Annotated in this window: 13 protein-coding genes; 8 read left to right on the top strand and 5 right to left on the bottom strand. The window is 63.9% G+C overall.

Annotated features, from left to right (window positions below; translation table 11 throughout):
- The first annotated feature begins 15 nt into the window (after positions 1–15).
- Genes NKJ06_RS11065 through NKJ06_RS11055 form a run of 3 tightly spaced genes read left to right on the top strand, consistent with a single transcriptional unit; the run spans position 16 to position 3912 of the window.
- Entirely contained in the window at positions 16–327 is a 312-nt protein-coding gene (locus NKJ06_RS11065; protein ID WP_352633049.1) for a sarcosine oxidase subunit delta, read from the top strand.
- Positions 324–3332, top strand: a complete 3009-nt coding sequence (locus NKJ06_RS11060) for a sarcosine oxidase subunit alpha (protein WP_352633048.1) — start codon at positions 324–326, stop codon at positions 3330–3332. Before NKJ06_RS11065 ends, NKJ06_RS11060 begins: the two co-directional genes overlap by 4 nt.
- A complete protein-coding gene (locus NKJ06_RS11055) occupies positions 3325–3912 on the top strand; it encodes a sarcosine oxidase subunit gamma (protein WP_352633047.1) in 588 nt (195 codons plus the stop codon). Before NKJ06_RS11060 ends, NKJ06_RS11055 begins: the two co-directional genes overlap by 8 nt.
- Positions 3913–4020: 108 nt before the next feature.
- Here the strand turns inward: NKJ06_RS11055 and NKJ06_RS11050 are convergent, their stop codons facing one another.
- The gene (locus NKJ06_RS11050; protein WP_352633046.1) at positions 4021–4725 is read right to left on the bottom strand and encodes a nitroreductase; all 705 of its coding nucleotides are present in this window, start codon (positions 4723–4725) and stop codon (positions 4021–4023) included.
- Positions 4726–4896: 171 nt separating this feature from the next.
- On the opposite strand from NKJ06_RS11050, the gene NKJ06_RS11045 reads away from it, so the two are divergent.
- The 5 genes from NKJ06_RS11045 to NKJ06_RS11025 are packed head-to-tail and all read left to right on the top strand — an operon-like array spanning position 4897 to position 12491.
- On the top strand, positions 4897–5493 hold the full coding sequence (locus NKJ06_RS11045) for a helix-turn-helix domain-containing protein (protein WP_502905609.1): 597 nt from the start codon (positions 4897–4899) through the stop codon (positions 5491–5493).
- A gap of 21 nt (positions 5494–5514) precedes the next feature.
- Positions 5515–7968, top strand: a complete 2454-nt coding sequence (locus tag NKJ06_RS11040) for a GcvT family protein (protein WP_352809788.1) — start codon at positions 5515–5517, stop codon at positions 7966–7968.
- On the top strand, positions 7965–8870 hold the full coding sequence (locus tag NKJ06_RS11035; protein ID WP_352633043.1) for a homocysteine S-methyltransferase family protein: 906 nt from the start codon (positions 7965–7967) through the stop codon (positions 8868–8870). Before NKJ06_RS11040 ends, NKJ06_RS11035 begins: the two co-directional genes overlap by 4 nt.
- A complete protein-coding gene (locus NKJ06_RS11030) occupies positions 8863–10044 on the top strand; it encodes a pyridoxal phosphate-dependent aminotransferase (RefSeq protein ID WP_352809787.1) in 1182 nt (393 codons plus the stop codon). The genes NKJ06_RS11035 and NKJ06_RS11030 overlap by 8 nt, the downstream gene beginning before the upstream one ends.
- Complete coding sequence (locus tag NKJ06_RS11025; RefSeq protein WP_352809786.1) at positions 10041–12491, top strand: GcvT family protein; 2451 nt, start codon at positions 10041–10043, stop codon at positions 12489–12491. Before NKJ06_RS11030 ends, NKJ06_RS11025 begins: the two co-directional genes overlap by 4 nt.
- 168 nt (positions 12492–12659) lie before the next feature.
- Here the strand turns inward: NKJ06_RS11025 and NKJ06_RS11020 are convergent, their stop codons facing one another.
- The 4 genes from NKJ06_RS11020 to NKJ06_RS11005 all read right to left on the bottom strand — a co-directional run bounded on the left by NKJ06_RS11020 (position 12660) and on the right by NKJ06_RS11005 (position 16735).
- Entirely contained in the window at positions 12660–13247 is a 588-nt protein-coding gene (locus tag NKJ06_RS11020; protein WP_352636076.1) for an NAD(P)H-dependent oxidoreductase, read from the bottom strand.
- Positions 13247–13828 carry an NAD(P)H-dependent oxidoreductase gene (locus NKJ06_RS11015; protein WP_352809785.1) on the bottom strand — a complete coding sequence of 194 codons (582 nt, stop codon included), beginning with the start codon at positions 13826–13828 and terminating at the stop codon, positions 13247–13249. The genes NKJ06_RS11020 and NKJ06_RS11015 overlap by 1 nt, the downstream gene beginning before the upstream one ends.
- 202 nt (positions 13829–14030) lie before the next feature.
- Positions 14031–15434: an FAD-binding oxidoreductase gene (locus tag NKJ06_RS11010; RefSeq protein WP_352809796.1), complete on the bottom strand. Its 1404-nt coding sequence runs from the start codon at positions 15432–15434 to the stop codon at positions 14031–14033.
- Positions 15434–16735 (bottom strand): cytosine deaminase, encoded by a 1302-nt coding sequence (locus NKJ06_RS11005; protein ID WP_352809783.1) that lies wholly within the window; start codon positions 16733–16735, stop codon positions 15434–15436. The genes NKJ06_RS11010 and NKJ06_RS11005 overlap by 1 nt, the downstream gene beginning before the upstream one ends.
- Between the last annotated feature and the right edge of the window lie 154 nt (positions 16736–16889).

Genomic DNA, 16889 nt, shown 5'->3' with positions numbered 1-16889 from the left:
GAAGAATAAAATCCAATGTTGATCACTTGCCCCTATTGCGGCCCGCGCGACGTCATCGAGTTCACCTATCAAGGTGACGGCAATCGTGAGCGTCCCGACCCCGCCTCGCAGAATTTCGAGGCGTGGAACGCCTATGTCTATGACAGGCTGAATCCGGCCGGTGACCACAATGAGATCTGGCAACATTCCGGCGGTTGCCGCGCGCATCTGCGGGTCGTGCGCAACACGCTGACGCATGAGATTTTGAGCGTCGCCTTCGTAAGGGGTGATCATGGGCGCGGCGATCACACCTCGGCCGCGCGCCGCAAGGCGGAGGGCAAGTCATGAGCCCGCGCCGCACCGACACCGGCGGCCGCATCGACCGGCTGAAAACCATCCGCTTCACCTTTGACGGCGCGCCCTATACCGGCCATGCCGGCGACACGCTGGCATCGGCACTGCTGGCCAAGGGCGTCACCCTTTACGGCCGCTCGTTCAAACACCACCGCCCGCGCGGATTGCTGACTGCCGGTGTCGAGGAGCCCAACGCCCTGGTGACGGTCCTGAAGGGTGAGGTTCGCGAGCCCAACATTCCGGCGACCATGGTCGAGATCCATGACGGGCTGGTTGCCATCAGCCAGAACCGTTTTCCGTCGCTTGCCTGGGACATCAACGCCGTCAACCAGCTTGGCGGCAAGATCCTGTCGGCCGGCTTCTACTACAAGACCTTCATGGGACCGGTGTTCGGTCCGCTCAAGGGCACGCGCTTCTGGATGTTCTGCGAGCACTTCATCCGCCGCGCCGCCGGTCTCGGCAGCGCCGGATCGGCAAAGGATCCGGCCCGCTACGAGCGCATGAACGCCTTTTGCGACGTGCTGGTGGTCGGCTCCGGCCCGGCCGGCCTGATGGCCGCCAAGGCCGCCGCCGATCAGGGCGCGCGCGTCATGCTGGCCGATCTCGAGCCGCGTTTCGGCGGTTCGGCCAACTGGTCCGACGAAACGATTGACGGTGCGCCGGCCGGCGACTGGGCCCGCCGCACCGTCGCCCAGCTCGAGGGCCGCGACAATGTCCGGCTTTTGCCGCGCACCACGGTGTGGGGCTATTACGACAACAACACGCTTGCCGCGCTCGAACGGGTCAGCGACCACAAGGACCAGCCCGGCAAGGGCGAGCCGCGCCATCGCTACTGGGCGATCCGCGCCAAATCCGTGGTCCTGGCCACCGGTGCTTTTGAGCGCCCGCTGGTCTTCCCCGGCAATGACCGGCCAGGCGTGATGCTGGCACATGCAGCCGAGCGCTATGCCAACGAGTTCGGCGTGCTGCCGGGCGAGAAGATCGCGCTGTTCACCAACAATGACAGCGCCTATCGGGCGGCCGTCGCCTTGAAGAAAGCCGGTGCCGCGGTCGTCGCCATCGCCGATGTCAGGCCGGAACTTTCGCCAGAGATGCGCAAGCTGGCCGCCGAAGCCGAAGCCGAAATCTTCGCCGGCCATGCGGTCGTCGCCACCGAAGGCGGCAAGGCGCTGTCCAGCCTCAAGCTGCAACGCTTCGACATGACCAATGGCGCGCTCATCGGCGATGCGCGCAGCATCCATGCCGATTGCCTGCTGATGTCCGGCGGCTGGTCGCCGACCATCCATCTGGCCAGCCAGGCCGGCGCCAAGGCGGAATGGAACGCCGCGCGGCAAGCCTTTCTGCCGCCGAAGCCGACACAAAAGTGGCCCACACAGCAATGGATCGGCGCCGGTGCCTTCACCGGCAGTTTTTCGACGCTCGAAGCGCTCGCCGAAGGACGCGCCGCCGGCCTCGCCGCCGCCGGCGGGCAGAGCACACCCGCCGTGCTGCCTACGGTTGAGGCAGCACCCGGCGATCCCGATCCGGCGCCGGTGTTCGAGATCAGGGCCAACGGCAAGAGCTTTGTCGACTTCCAGCACGACGTCACGGCCGAGGACGTGCGGCTGGCTCACCGCGAAGGCTTCGTCTCGGTCGAGCATCTGAAGCGCTACACAACGCTCGGCATGGCGACCGACCAGGGCAAGAGCTCTAACGTGCCTGGCCTTGCCATCATGGCCGAAGCGCTGGGCAAGCCGATCCCCGAGGTCGGCACGACGCGCTTCCGGCCGCCCTTTGCGCCGGTGTCGATCGGCTCGCTGGCGGCGGAGCGTTTTGGCGACCTGAAGCCCGAGCGGCTGACGCCGATGCATGACTGGCACGTCGCCAATGGCGCGACGATGTACTCCGCCGGCCTCTGGTACCGGCCGATGATCTACGGCCTTGCCGGCGAAACGGTCGAACAGGCCTATGTCCGCGAGGCCAAGGCGACGCGCGACAGCGCCGGCATCGTCGATGTCTCGACACTGGGCAAGATTGCGGTGCAAGGGCCCGACGCCGCAGCGTTTCTCGACCGCGTCTACACCAACATGTTTTCGACGCTGGCCGTCGGCAAGGCGCGCTACGGGCTGATGCTGCGCGAGGACGGCCTCGCCTTCGACGACGGCACCACTTGGCGGCTCGGCGAGCAGGATTTCCTGATGACCACCACCACGGCCAACGCTGGCAAGGTGATGCAGCATCTGGAGTATTTCCTCGACGTGATCTGGCCGAACCTGAAAGTGCACGTCACCTCGGTGACCGACGAATGGGCGGGTGCCGCGATCGGCGGGCCGAAGGCCAGGCAGATCCTCGCCGCTTGTGTCACCGGCACGTCGGTCGACAATGCCACCTTGCCCTTCATGGGCATCGTGCGTGGCGAGATAGCAGGCGTGCCGGTTATGATCTGCCGGCTCTCCTTCTCCGGTGAAATGGCCTTCGAGGTCTATTCCGGCGCCGGCTACGGCACCCATGTCTGGGAAGCGTTGGTCGAGGCCGGCAGGCCGTTCGGGCTCGTCACCTACGGTCTTGAAGCACTGGGCACGATGCGCATCGAGAAGGGGCATGTCACCGGCGCCGAGATCGACGGCCGCACGACGGCGCGCGATCTGCATCTCGACTGGATGCTGTCGAAGAAGAAGCCGTTCATCGGCTCGGCGATGATGGATCGCGAAGGCCTGATCGCATCTGACCGCCTGGAACTGGTCGGCCTGATCGCCCTCGACAACCGGCCGCTCAATGGCGGCGCGCACATCGTCGAGGAGGTTGACGAAGCCAATCCGCACGGCTCGATCGGTCACATCACCGCCTGCTGCTATTCGCCGGCGCTCGGCAAGCATATAGCGCTGGCGCTGGTCAAGGGCGGCAACGCAAGGCAAGGCACACGCGCCCATGTCTCCGATCCCCTGCGCAACCGGTTCGGACCGGTCGAGATCGTCTCCAACCACTTCTTCGATCCGGACGGGAGCCGCATGCATGGTTGAGCGTCAATCGCCACTCGAGCCGGAATTTCACGTCGGCTCGCACGGCAATTTCGAGCATGGCGTCGAAATCATCCTGACCGAAACGACGCCTGGCTCGATCGTGCAGCTCGCGGCTTGGCCCGGCGAGGAGAAGAAGCTGATTGCAGCCATCCGCAGCGTCACCGGGCTTGCTCTACCCGATGGTGCTGGCGGCGGCTTGAGCGACGGCGTGAAGTCGGTGTTCGGCTTCGCGCCGGGAAAGTTCACCGTTGCCGACGAGGCCGAAGGGCTGGCCGCGGCCTTTGCCAAGGTGGTTACCCCGGCCATTGGTACCGTCACCGACCTCTCGCATGGCCGCACCGCTATCCGCATCGCCGGGCCGAAGGCCGAATGGGTGCTGGCGAAGTTCTTCGCCATCGACTTTTCGCTGCCGGCCTTTCCGGTCGGCGCCGGCCGTTCGACCACCCATCACGACGTCTTCGCCCAGCTCCAGCGCACCGGCGCCGACCAGTTCGACATCTATGTCTTCCGCTCCTTCGCGCGCTCATTCTGGAAGGCGCTCTGTCACGCCAGCGAGGAAGTCGGCTACGAGGTGCAGTAGGCGGCCGGCCTCTCGCCGACGACTTCCGCCTCCTGGTCGTGATCGATGGCGTCATCACGCTCTGTGCGCTGCTTGCCTACCTACCACCCGGGTTCCTAGCCGGCCGGCTTATTCGCTGAACGTCACCCACTCTTCCAGCGGCACGCGATCGGTGCGGAAGGTGTTTTCAGGTTTTGACGTGTCTTCATGGCCAAGCGCCATACCGCAAACGACGATCTCCTCGTCGGGAATGTTGAGCACCGGCCTGATCTGCCGGTGGTAGGGCGCGAACGCCGCTTGTGGGCAGGTATGCAAACCCCTGCCCCGCGCCGCGACCATGATGTTCTGCAGGAACATGCCGTAGTCGATCCACGAGCCCTGGTTGAGCCGGCGGTCGATGGTGAAGATCATGCCGACCGGCGCGTCGAAAAAGACGAAGTTACGGTCGTGTTGGGCGCGCATCCTGTCGACCTCGCGGCGGCCGATGCCGAGCGCGCCATAGAGGCCGAAGCCGTTGGCGCGGCGCCGGGTCAGATACGGCTCGAAGAACTGGGTGGGATAGTAGCGGTACTCGTCCCAGTCGGCTTTTTCGGCGCGAATGCCAGAATTGAGAATGGCGTCTGATATCCGCCGCTTGGTCTCGCCCTTGGTGACGTAGACCTTCCAGGGCTGCATGTTGGTGCCCGACGGAGCCCGCGCCGCAACCTCCAGAATGGCACGAATGGTGTCGTCGTCGACCATGTCGGGCAGGAATGCGCGCACCGAACGGCGCGACAGGATCGCCTCGTCGACAATCTCGGCTTCGCCCGCAATTCGGGTGGTGTTTTCCAGCATGGGCCGTCCCTTAACCCTCGTCTCGACCAGACGTCCCCACTCGCCGTTCGTGCCCGAGCCTTTGCATGAACCGTCAAAATCGTGCAAGCAAATCTTGAGCATGCGTGAAAATCCGCTTGATTTTTTCATGCGCTTGATTTCTCATGAAATTCATCTGGAATTTTTCACGAAGTGAGCGCTTTGCCTTCGCCTATCGCAAGAACATTGCAGGGACCTGACGAACGCGTGCTGGCCAGCGACATCAGGGCGCTGCGCAAGGCGCGCGGACTGACGCTGGCCGAGATCGGCCTGAAGCTTGGCCGTTCGGTCGGCTGGGTCAGCCAGGTCGAACGCGGCCTGTCGACGCCGTCGCTCAGTGATCTCAGGGCCTTCGCCGAATTGTTCGGTGTACCGATCAGCCTGTTCTTCAGCCATGACGTGCCTATCGAAAGCGAGCGCGGCGTGGTTGTGCGCGCCGGCCGGCGCCGGACGCTTGGCACAAGCGAATCCGGCCTGGTGGAGGAGCTTCTGTCGCCCGATCTCGGCGGTAGCTTCGAGATGGTGCGGTCGGTCTTCGCGCCGGGCGCGGAACTGAAGGCCGAGGCGCAGCGGCCGACCGAGGAAGCCGGATACGTCGCGTCCGGACTGTTCGATATCGAGATAGCGGGCGTCTGGCATCGGCTTGGCGAGGGCGATTCCTTTCGCTTCGAAGGCAAGCCCTACCGCTGGCGCAATCCGGGTTCCGAGCCGGCAATTGTCATCTGGGTGGTTTCGCCACCAGTCTACTAAGTGAATGTGTGGGAGAAGAACATGGCGGGTTTGCCGAGCACGGCGCGCGTGGTGATCATCGGAGGCGGTGCCGTCGGCACCTCCTCGCTCTATCATCTCGCCAAGGCGGGCTGGACCGACTGCGTGCTTCTGGAAAAGAACGAGCTAACCTCCGGCTCGACCTGGCATGCCGCAGGCAACGTGCCGACCTTCTCCTCGTCCTGGTCGCTGATGAACATGCAGCGCTATTCGACCGAGCTTTATCGCGGACTGGCCGAAGCGGTCGACTATCCTATGAACTATCACGTTACCGGCTCGCTGCGCCTTGCCCACTCCGTCGAGCGTATGCAGGAGTTCCAGCGCGCCAAGGGCATGGGCCGCTACCAGGGTATGGACATCGACATTGTCGGCGTCGACGAGATCAAGCGCCGCTACCCGTTCATCGAGACGCATGATCTGAAAGGCGCGCTCTACGACCCGAGCGATGGCGACATCGATCCAGCGCAACTCACCCAGGCCTTGGCCAAGGGCGCGCGCGACATGGGCGCAAAAATCATCCGTTTCTGCCCGGTCACAGGCGTGCGCCGCGAGAACGACGAATGGGTGGTCGAGACGGGACAAGGCGAGATCCGCTGCGAGATCGTCGTCAACGCCGCCGGTTATCGCGCCGCCGAAGTCGGCAAGATGTTCGGCCGCGAGGTACCGATGATGGTGATGAGCCATCAGTATATACTGTTCGAGGAAATCCCCGAGCTGGCGGCGTGGTCGAAGGAACAGGGCAAAAAACTGCCGCTGCTGCGCGACGTCGACACCTCTTACTATCTGCGCCAGGAGAAGAACGGCATGAACCTCGGCCCCTATGAGCGCAATTGCCGCGCGCATTGGGCCACCCACAATGATCCGATGCCGGAGGATTTTTCCTTCCAGCTGTTCCCCGACGATCTCGACCGGCTGGAACATTATCTGGCCGACGCCGTCGCCCGCGTGCCGATCCTGGGCACCGCCGGCCTGTCCAAGGTCATCAACGGGCCGATCCCCTACACGCCGGACGGCAATCCGCTGATCGGGCCGATGCCCGGCGTTCCCAACGCCTTCGAGGCCTGCGTCTTCACCTTCGGCATCGCCCAGGGCGGCGGCGCCGGCAAGGTACTGGCCGAATGGGTGACAGAGGGCCAGACCGAATGGGACATGTGGTCGTGCGATCCGCGCCGCTTCACCTCCTTTGCCTCGGCGCCGGACTATTGTGTCGCCAAGGGCATGGAGATCTACGGCAACGAATACGCAATCCAGTTTCCACGCCATGCCTGGCCGGAAGGGCGCGACCGCAAACTGTCGCCGATCCACGATCGTATCAAGGCGTTCGGCGCCTGCTTCGACGCCTACAATGGCTGGGAGCGCGCCACCTGGTACGCGAAAGATGGCGATGATGTTTCGGAGGAAGCGACGCTGACCTTCCGCCGCGACGGGCCATGGCAACATCGCGTGCGCGAGGAGTGCCTGGCGGTGCGCGATGCCGCCGGCATTTTGGACCTGCCGGGCTTCTCCCGCTTCAATCTCGAAGGGCCGGGTGCCGCCGAATGGCTGAGCCTGCAGGTCACCGGGCTGGTGCCCAAGCCCGGCCGCATCGGCCTGGTCTATTTTGCCGACGATAAGGGCCGCATCGTCACCGAAATGTCAGTCGTGCGCCACGACGAGAATGTGATGACGCTGATCACCGCCGCGGTCGCGCAATGGCATGATTTCGAATGGCTGAAATCGCGCATGCCCAAGGATGCGCCGTTCAAGCTGATCGACCGGACCGAGGAATTCTCGACCCAGATCCTGGCCGGCCCTAACTCGCGGAAAATCCTCGCCGATGTCTGCGAGGCTGACCTCACTCTGCCATGGCTGACGCATCAGGAGACGAAAATCGCTGGTCGGTGGGCGAAGCTTGTGCGCGTCTCCTTCGCCGGCGAACTCGGCTGGGAAATCCACACCAGGGTTGACGACACCGCCGCCATCTTCGACGCCATCTGCGCGGCCGGACAGCAGCATGGGCTCAAGCCGTTCGGCATGTATGCTCTGGATTCGCTCAGGCTTGAAAAAGGCTACCGCACCTGGAAGGGCGACCTTTCGACCGACTATTCGATCCTGCAAGGCGGGCTCGAGCGCTTCGTCAAATCGGATAAGCCCGAGTTCCGCGGCAAGGCGGCGTTGCTGAACGAAAAACAACAGGGCGTGAAGAAGTGCTTCGTCACGCTGGTCGTCGAGAATCCCGGCGACTGCGACGCTCCCTTTATGTCGACGCTGTGGCATGACGGGCGGATCGTTGGTGAGACGACGTCGGGCGGCTGGGGCCATCGCATCGATAAATCGATCGCGCTCGGCATGCTGCGCGCCGACCTGACCGAACCCGGCACGACCGTCGAGGTCGAAATCTTCGGCGACCGTTTCCAGGCGACCGTGCAGAAAGATGAGCCGCTATGGGATCCGAAGAACGAGAGGCTGCGCGCATGAAGAACGTCATCCTCACCGATGGCGGCATGGGCCAGGAACTGGTCCGCCGCAGCAAGTCCGAGCCGACACCGCTATGGTCGGCCAGGGTACTGATCGACGAACCGGATCTGGTGCGTGATCTGCACGCGGAATTCATCCGTGCCGGCGCCCGTGTCATCACCATCAACACCTATTCGGCGACACCCGAACGCCTGGCGCGCGAAGGCGCGGAAGACCTCTTCAAGCCTTTGCAGAAGCGCGGCATCGAATTGGCCAGGCAAGCCCGCGACGAGGCTGGCGACACCGCGATTGCCGGCTGCCTGTCGCCGCTGTTCGGCAGCTATGCGCCGGCACTGACCATTTCCTTCGAGGAGACGCTCGACATCTACCGCCGCATCGTTGCCGAGCAGGCCGAAGGCGTCGATCTGTTCCTGTGTGAAACCATGGCGTCGGCGGACGAAGCCCGCGCGGCCGTCACCGCTGCATCGGAAAGCGGCAAGCCGGTTTGGGTGTCGTGGACGCTGGCCGATCACGGCAAACCGCGGCTGCGCAGCGGCGAGGCAATAGCCGCCGCGGCAGGCGCGCTTGACGGCCTGACCGTCGCGGCGCGGCTGGTCAATTGCTGCCGGCCGGAAGCAATCGCCGCAGCCTTGCCTGAACTGATCAACCTCGGCGGCCCGGTCGGCGCCTATGCCAATGGCTTCACCTCGACCGAAGCACTCAAGCACGGCGGCACCGTCGACGTGCTGCATGCCCGCCATGATCTCGGCCCGGACGCCTATGCCGACCAGGCGATCGGCTGGGTGGAGGCTGGCGCCAGCATCGTTGGCGGCTGCTGCGAAGTCGGACCGCCGCATATCGCCGCTCTGCGCGACCGGCTCGAACAGGCCGGCTACAAAATTTCGGGAGTTTTGCATGCCTAGACCATCATCGCGCATTTCCGGCATCGTGCCTTCTGGCAAGGACGGCTGGGAGGTCCATTTCGCCGCCTGGACCCGCAAGGAGGCCGGCGAAGACATCATCATGCTGTCGGTTGGCGACCATGATTTCGACACGCCTTCGCAGACGATCGAAGCCTGCGTGACCGCGGTTCGCGGCAGCAATCATCACTACACCCCGCTTCCCGGGTTGCCGCGCCTGCGTAAGGCGATGGCGGCAGCCTCGAGCGCCTGCACCGGCGTCGAGACGTCGCCGGATCAGGTCATCGCCACGCCGGGCGGCCAGGCCGCACTATACGCTGCCGTGCAGGGGGTACTCGACCAGGGCGACCACGCTATCGTCGTGGCGCCCTACTACGCCACCTATCCCAACACGTTCAGCGCCGCAGGCGCGGATTTCACCGTCGTCGAGACACCCGCCGAGGATGGCTTCCAACCGCGTGCCGACATGATCCGCGCGGCAATCCGGCCGAACACGCGCGCCATCCTGATCAACACGCCGAACAACCCGACCGGTGCGGTCTATTCGCGCGAGCGGCTGGAGCAGTTGGCGGAAGTATGCCGGGAGCACGACCTGTGGCTGCTGTCGGACGAAGTCTATTGGACGCTGGGTGGCGGCGAGCACGTCTCGCCGCGCTCGCTGCCCGGCATGGCCGAGCGCACTCTGGTTATCAATTCGATGTCCAAGAGCCATGGAATGACCGGCTGGCGCATGGGCTGGCTGACGGGGCCGGAGGAGATGATCACGCTGATGATCAATCTCAATCTGGTGACGACCTACGGCCTGCCGGCCTTCATCTCGATCGCCTGTTCCGAAGCGCTGGAGAACCATTATGGCGTCAACGACATCGCCGAGCGCTACGCCGCGCGCCGGACCGTCTTCCTCGATGCCGTGCGCGGCATGAACGATGTCACCGTGCGCGGTTCAGAGGGCGGCATGTATGTCATGCTCGACATCTCAGCCGTCGAACCCGATGACGAGAAATTCGCCTGGGCCTTGCTCGACAAGGAAAATGTCGGCGTGATGCCCGGCTCCAGCTTCGGCGAGGCCGCCGCCGGCCATATCCGCATCAGCCTCTGCCAGCCAGAGCCCGTGCTGCAAGAAGCAGCGCTTCGGCTGCGCCGCTTTGCTTCTAGCTACCGTCGCGAGGCCGCATGACCGCCAAGGCCATTCCAAATAAAGCAAGAGCCGTCATCATTGGTGGCGGCGTCTCCGGCTGTTCGGTCGCCTACCACCTGGCCAAGCTTGGCTGGACCGACATCGTGCTGTTGGAACGCAAGCAGCTGACATCGGGCACGACATGGCACGCCGCCGGCCTGATCGGCCAGTTGCGCGGCTCGCAGAACATGACCCGGCTGGCGAAATATTCCGCCGATCTCTACGTCAAGCTGGAAGCCGAGACCGAGGTCGGCACCGGCATGCGCCAGGTCGGCTCGATCACTGTGGCGCTGACCGAGGAGCGCAAGCACGAGATTTACAGGCAGGCGTCGCTGGCGCGCGCCTTCGATGTCGATGTCCGCGAGATTTCTCCCAATGAAGTCAAGCAGATGTACCCACATCTGAATGTCTCGGACGTCGTCGGCGCCGTGCATCTGCCGCTCGACGGCCAGTGCGACCCCGCCAACATCGCCATGGCGCTGGCCAAGGGCGCCCGCCAGCGCGGCGCCACCATCGTCGAGAATGTGAAGGTCACCAAGGTCCACACTAGGGCCGGCCGCGTCACCGGCGTTTCCTGGGCACAGGGCGAAGAACAAGGCACCATCGAGGCCGACATCGTCGTCAACTGCGCCGGCATGTGGGCGCGCGAACTCGGCGCGCAGAACGGCGTCACCATCCCGCTGCATGCCTGCGAGCATTTTTATCTCGTCACAGAGCCGATCCCCGGCCTCGGCCGGCTGCCGGTGCTGCGCGTGCCCGACGAATGCGCCTACTACAAGGAGGACGCTGGCAAGATGATGCTGGGCGCCTTCGAGCCGGTGGCCAAGCCCTGGGGCATGGACGGCATCCGCGAGGATTTCTGCTTCGACCAGTTGCCCGAGGACATGGATCATTTCGAGCCGATCCTCGAAATGGGCGTCAACCGCATGCCGATGCTGGCGACCGCCGGCATCCACACCTTCTTCAACGGTCCCGAGAGCTTCACGCCGGACGACCGCTATTACCTGGGTGAAGCGCCGGAGCTGTCCGGCTACTGGATGGCGACCGGCTACAATTCGATCGGCATCGTCTCCTCCGGCGGCGCCGGCATGGCGCTGGCGCAGTGGATCAATGACGGCGAAGCCCCCTTCGATCTGTGGGAAGTCGACATCCGCCGCGCGCAGCCGTTCCAGAAGAACCGCCGTTACCTCAAGGAGCGCGTCTCCGAAACGCTCGGCCTGCTCTATGCCGATCATTTTCCTTACCGACAGATGGCGACGTCGCGGAATGTCAGGCGTTCGCCGCTGCATGAGCATTTGAAAGCGCGTGGCGCTGTCTTCGGCGAAGTCGCCGGCTGGGAGCGCGCCAACTGGTTCGCCCGCGAGGGCCAGGAGCGCGAATACCGCTATTCCTGGAAGCGGCAGAACTGGTTCGACAACCAGCGCGACGAGCACCTCGCGGTCAGGAACAAGGTCGGCCTGTTCGACATGACCTCGTTCGGCAAGATCCGTGTCGAGGGCCGCGACGCCTGCGCTTTCCTGCAAAAGCTGTGCGCCAACGACATGGACGTCGCGCCGGGCAAGATCGTCTACACCCAAATGCTCAACCAGCGCGGCGGTATCGAGAGCGACCTCACCGTCTCGCGCCTGTCGGAAACGGCTTTCTTTCTAGTCGTCCCCGGCGCCACGCTGCAGCGCGACCTCGCCTGGCTGCGCAAGCATCTGACCGATGAATTCGTCGTCATCACCGATGTCACGGCGGCCGAAAGCGTACTCTGCCTGATGGGACCGGACGCACGAAAACTGATCCAGAAAGTCAGCCCGAACGACTTCTCCAACGAAACCAATCCGTTCGGCACGTTCCAGGAGATCGAGATCGGCATGGGCCTGGCCCGTGCGCACCGTGTCACCTATGTCGGCGAACTCGGCTGGGAGCTCTATGTCTCGACCGACCAGGCGGCCCATGTTTTCGAAGCGATCGACGAGGCCGGCGCCCAAGTCGGCCTGAAACTCTGCGGCCTTCACACGCTAGATTCCTGCCGCATCGAAAAAGCCTTCCGGCATTTCGGCCATGACATCACCGATGAGGACAATGTCCTGGAAGCCGGCCTTGGCTTCGCGGTCAAAACGGCCAAGGGCAACTTCATTGGGCGTGATGCAGTATTGAAGAAGAAGGAAGCCGGCCTGTCACGCCGGCTGGTCCAGTTCCGCCTGAAGGACCCGCAACCCCTGCTTTTCCACAACGAAGCGATCCTGCGCGACGGCAAGATCGTCGGTCCGATCACCTCGGGCAATTACGGCCATCATCTCGGCGGCGCTGTCGGGCTGGGCTATATCAAGTGCCAGGGCGAGAGCGAGGCGGACGTGCTGGGCTCATCCTACGAGATCGAGATCGCCGGCGAGCGTTTTGCGGCGGAAGCGTCATTGAAGCCGATGTACGACCCGAAGTCGGAGCGGGTGAGGATGTAGCGCCTCTTACCTCCCCCTTGTGGGGAGGGTCGGCTCGCGATCGGAGCGGAGCGGAGATTGCGGGACGGGGTGGGGGATAGCGCCCGACGAGACCCCCACCCCGCTTCGCAAAAGCCGCTTTGCGGCATTTGCTGCGCGACCCTCCCCTCAAGGGGGAGGGTGAAAAACTCAAAACCGCTCCAATTTCGCCCGCACTTTCGCCAAAAACGCTGCCCGCGTCTGCGGTGTCGAGGAATCCATCAGGTAGTGCGCCAGGAAGAACGTCCGGCAGCGCGTCGCGCACAGCGCGCGCATGCCGCGCAAAAGGGTCTTGCGTCCGGGCTGGCCGACGACGACGCTCCACCAGGTCGGCGCGCCGCAGGTGGTGATGACGCCGACCTTTGTCACATGCGTCATCAGCGACTTGATCCGCCCCTTGCCCGCCGGCAACTTGAAGGCGACGTCCGTCGCCCACACCCGGTCGAGCCAGCCCTTCAGCATCGCCGGCAGCCCATACCACCAGGTCGGATAGACGAACAGGATCGCTTCGGCCCAGTTGAGCAGTTCGAAATGCGGCTTCAGCGCCGGGTCCTGCGGCGCCTGGTCATTGTAGGAGCGCCGCTCGTCGCAGCCCATCACCGGGTCGAATTTCTCGGCATAGAGATCGAGCAGCCGCACCTCCCAGCCTCTTCGCGTCAGGACCTCGACGGCGCTGTCACGAATTGCCGCGCAGAAGCTGTCGGGTACCGGATGGCAGTAGACCACCAGCGCACGCATCAGAACGCCTCCATGCGTGCCGCGACCTTGGCCATGAAAGCGTCGCGCGTGCCGTCGGTCGACAGGTTCATCGCGTAATGCGCGAGATAGGTCACCGGCGCGCCCGGTTTTACGGTGGCGCGCAGCATGCGCTTGATCAGTCTGCGCGGCGGATCGCCCATCAGCATGGCGCGGAACCGGCTGCCGCCATAGGTGGTCACCGCTGCAATTTTGCGGATGTTATGCAGCGACGGCTGCACCTTGCCGTCGACCAGCTTGAACGACACGCCGGGCAGGAAGACGCGATCGAAAAAACCTTTCAGGATCGCCGGAAAGCCGTAATTCCAGACTGGATAGGACAGCACAAGCGCCTCGGCGCGCAGCAGGCGTTCGACATAAGGCGCCACAGCGTCGGCGGGGCCGCGCTGGTTGTGATAGTCCAGCCGTTCATGTCGCGTCAGCCGCGGATCGAAACCTTCGGCATAGAGGTCGCAGTCATCGACCGTATGGCCCGCTGCCGTCAACCGCTCGACGATCATCCGGTGCAGGCCGGCATTGAAGCTGGTCTCGACCGGATGGGCGTAGAGGACGAGGATGTTCATGGGATGAAGTCTCGCAGGTCAGCGCGAGGCACCCCCCTCTGCCCTGCCGGGCATCTTCCCCGCAAGGGGGGAGATCGGACTGCCGCATCGCTTTCGCCAACTGTCAGCGTGGCAGATTGGCCGCAGCGCCCTCGCTGCCAATCTCCCCCCTTGCGGGGGAGATGGCCGGCAGGCCAGAGGGGGGTGCTCAAGCGCGAACCTCTCATCCCGTCCTCTGCAGCCCCTTGAACAGGAATGTCCGGCCCGACCGGTAGTCGTAGTCCGGGTTCTCCCAGGCGATCATCTTGCCGGGGTTGAGCAGGCCTTGCGGATCGGTTTCGCGCTTGAAGGCAAGCTGCACCGCGTCGGTCTGCTTCATGCCGCCCTCTTCCAGTGTGTAGCGATGCGGGTTGAAAATCGGGCAGCCGTTCTCCTCATGCAGGCGCACGATCTCGTCGAGCCGCGCTTCGGTGGTGAACTTGACCAGCGGCAGGCCGAAGCAGGTGATGTTGCCGTCCAGCCGCACGAATTCCAGATGCGAAAAAACCTCGCCCGGAAACATCGCGTCCATCTTTTCGACCAGCGCCAGCTGGTTGGGAAAGGGATAAAGCGATTGCAGATAGGTGATCGAAGGGTCAACGCGCAGCGCCCTGAGCGTCGTGTGGTTCCAGGCAAGCTCATAGGCCGGCGGCAGGCCCTTTTTCTCGTCCGGCGTCGCTGTGGCGGCGCTGAAAATAACCTCGCCACCGGCACGGCGGGTGAAGGCCAGAAAGGCATCCAACCCATGCTGCGCCACCATGACGACACAGATGCTTTGCCCTTCCCTGAGGAACTTCTGGTACCGCTTGAAATAGAGCTGCGGCACGGGTGCCGCTATCGGCGTGATCAGCTTGGTCAGGATGCCGTCCTGGCAAGCCAGCGCGTTGCCGTAGCGCGCCGTATCCATGAAAGTGTCGAAGCCGACGATGACATCGACCCAGTCGTAGGCTGCCGTCAGCGGCATTTCGACTTCGGTGATGATGCCGTTGGTGCCATAGGCATGGGTCACCTTGTGCAGATCCTCGCCGGTGAGTTCGAGCACCTTCGGCTCCACCTCCATGGTCACCACGCGCAGGCGAAGCACATTGCCGAAATCGCGCAGGCCACCGAAATTGATCGAGCCGACGCCGCCCGAACCGCCGGCGATAAAGCCTCCGATCGAGGCCGTGTTGTAGGTGGACGGCGACAACCGCAGCTCCTGCCCGGAATGCGCCCGCGTTGCCTTGTCGATGTCGGCCAGAATGGCCCCAGGTCCGGTCACAACGCGCCCCGGTGCGATCGACTTGACCTCGTTCATCTCGGCAAGGTTGAGCACGACGCCGCCTGAAAGCGGCATCGCCTGGCCGTAATTGCCGGTGCCGCTGCCGCGCGGCGTCACCGGGACGCCATGCCGATGACAGGCGGCGAGCACGCGGATCAGTTCGGCCTCGTTCTTCGGCGTCACGATCAAATCGCCGGTGACATGATCGAGCTGTTGCTTCAGCACCGGGCTATACCAATAGAAATCGCGGCTCTTCTGCTGGACGATGGCCGGATTGTCGTCAACCTTCAGGCCTTCGAGATCGCGTTTGAGCGCCGAAACGTCCATCATTCCACCATCAGTTCGTCGAGTTCGGCATAATCGGGCAATTGCCGCTCGATTGCGCGTCCGCGGCGCACGACGATGCGATCCGATTCGGGCCGCGACAGCAATTCCGTCCAGCTTCGACCTTTGAACACAATGAAATCGGCATCGCCGCCGGCGGCCAGCGTGCCGAAACCATCGAGCCGCATCACTTTGGCCGGCGTCGCGGTGACAGCTTGCGGCCAGTCGGCGACCGGATGATCGAAGTGCAGGATGCGCGTCGCCATGCGGTAGACCTCCAGCATATCGAGATCGCCATAGGCATAGAACGGATCGCGCGTGTTGTCGGATGCGACGGCAACCGCAATGCCCCTCGCCTTCATTTCGTGCAGCAGCGTCACGCCACGCCAACGCGGCGTGGTGCCGTCGCCGCGACGGTCCTGCAGATAGAGATTGCACATCGGCAGCGAGACGACGGCGAGCCCCGCCTTCTCCACCTTGTCCAGCGTGTCGAGCACATCGAGATCCGGCTGGCGCGCCAGCGAGCAGCAATGACCGACGAGGATATTGCCCTCGAAGCCGTTCCAGAGCGCGGCCTCTGCAATCTTCTTCAGCGATATGGCGGAAACATCGTCGGTCTCGTCGGCATGGAAATCGAGATCGAGGCCATGCCTGATGGCTTGCGCGAAGACGTGGTCGAGCAATTCTTCGAGGTCCGGCACCATATAGGTGACGACCCCGAGCACGCCCTTGGCCGCGGCAACCCGCTTTGCCAGCCTGTCGAACCACTTCTTGTCGCGCACGCCCTCGATGCCGAGCAGGCAGGCGCCTTGCAATTCGATGCGGCCACGCCATGCCTCGCGCATTGTCTCGAACACCGGCCAGGAGATTTCCTCCTGCGGCGCGACACTGTCGAGATGCGTGCGCAGCGCCCTGGTGCCATGCGCGTAGGCTGAGCACAGCGAAAAATCCATGCGCCGCGCTACGTCCTCGGCGCTCCAGCGTGCGGCACGGTCGGCGCCGGCGGCGTTCAGCGCGCCCATGAAGGTGCCGTCGGGATTGGGCTTTCGCGGCCAGATATGGCCCTTGTCGATATGCGTGTGGCAGTCGACGAAGCACGGGAGGATTATGCGGCCGGCGAGGTCGATGGCACCAGCAGGTGCTTTCGATTTGCCATGCGCTGCAATGCTGACGACTTTGCCGTCGGCGACGGTAATGTCGGCCAGCGCGAAACCGTCGTTATCGAAGGTTGCGGCAAAGCCAGGCGTGATGGATTGATGAACGCGTGCATTGGCAAGGCGATAGGAGCCAGAGGCTGGTATCAAGGCCTACCCCCCTCTGTCCTGCCGGACATCTCCCCCTCAAGGAGGGAGATTGGCAGCTTCGGTCGAACCGCCTCTTTTTCAGCATTCACAATTGGCGAAAGCAAAAAGCACAGCCGATCTCCCCCCTTGAGGGGGAGATCGGCTGTGCTTTTTG

This window comes from Mesorhizobium sp. M0293, assembly GCF_040321735.1.
Lineage (GTDB): Bacteria > Pseudomonadota > Alphaproteobacteria > Rhizobiales > Rhizobiaceae > Mesorhizobium.
Note: the sequence above shows the minus strand (reverse complement) of the source record. Positions and strands in the feature narration are given on the sequence as shown.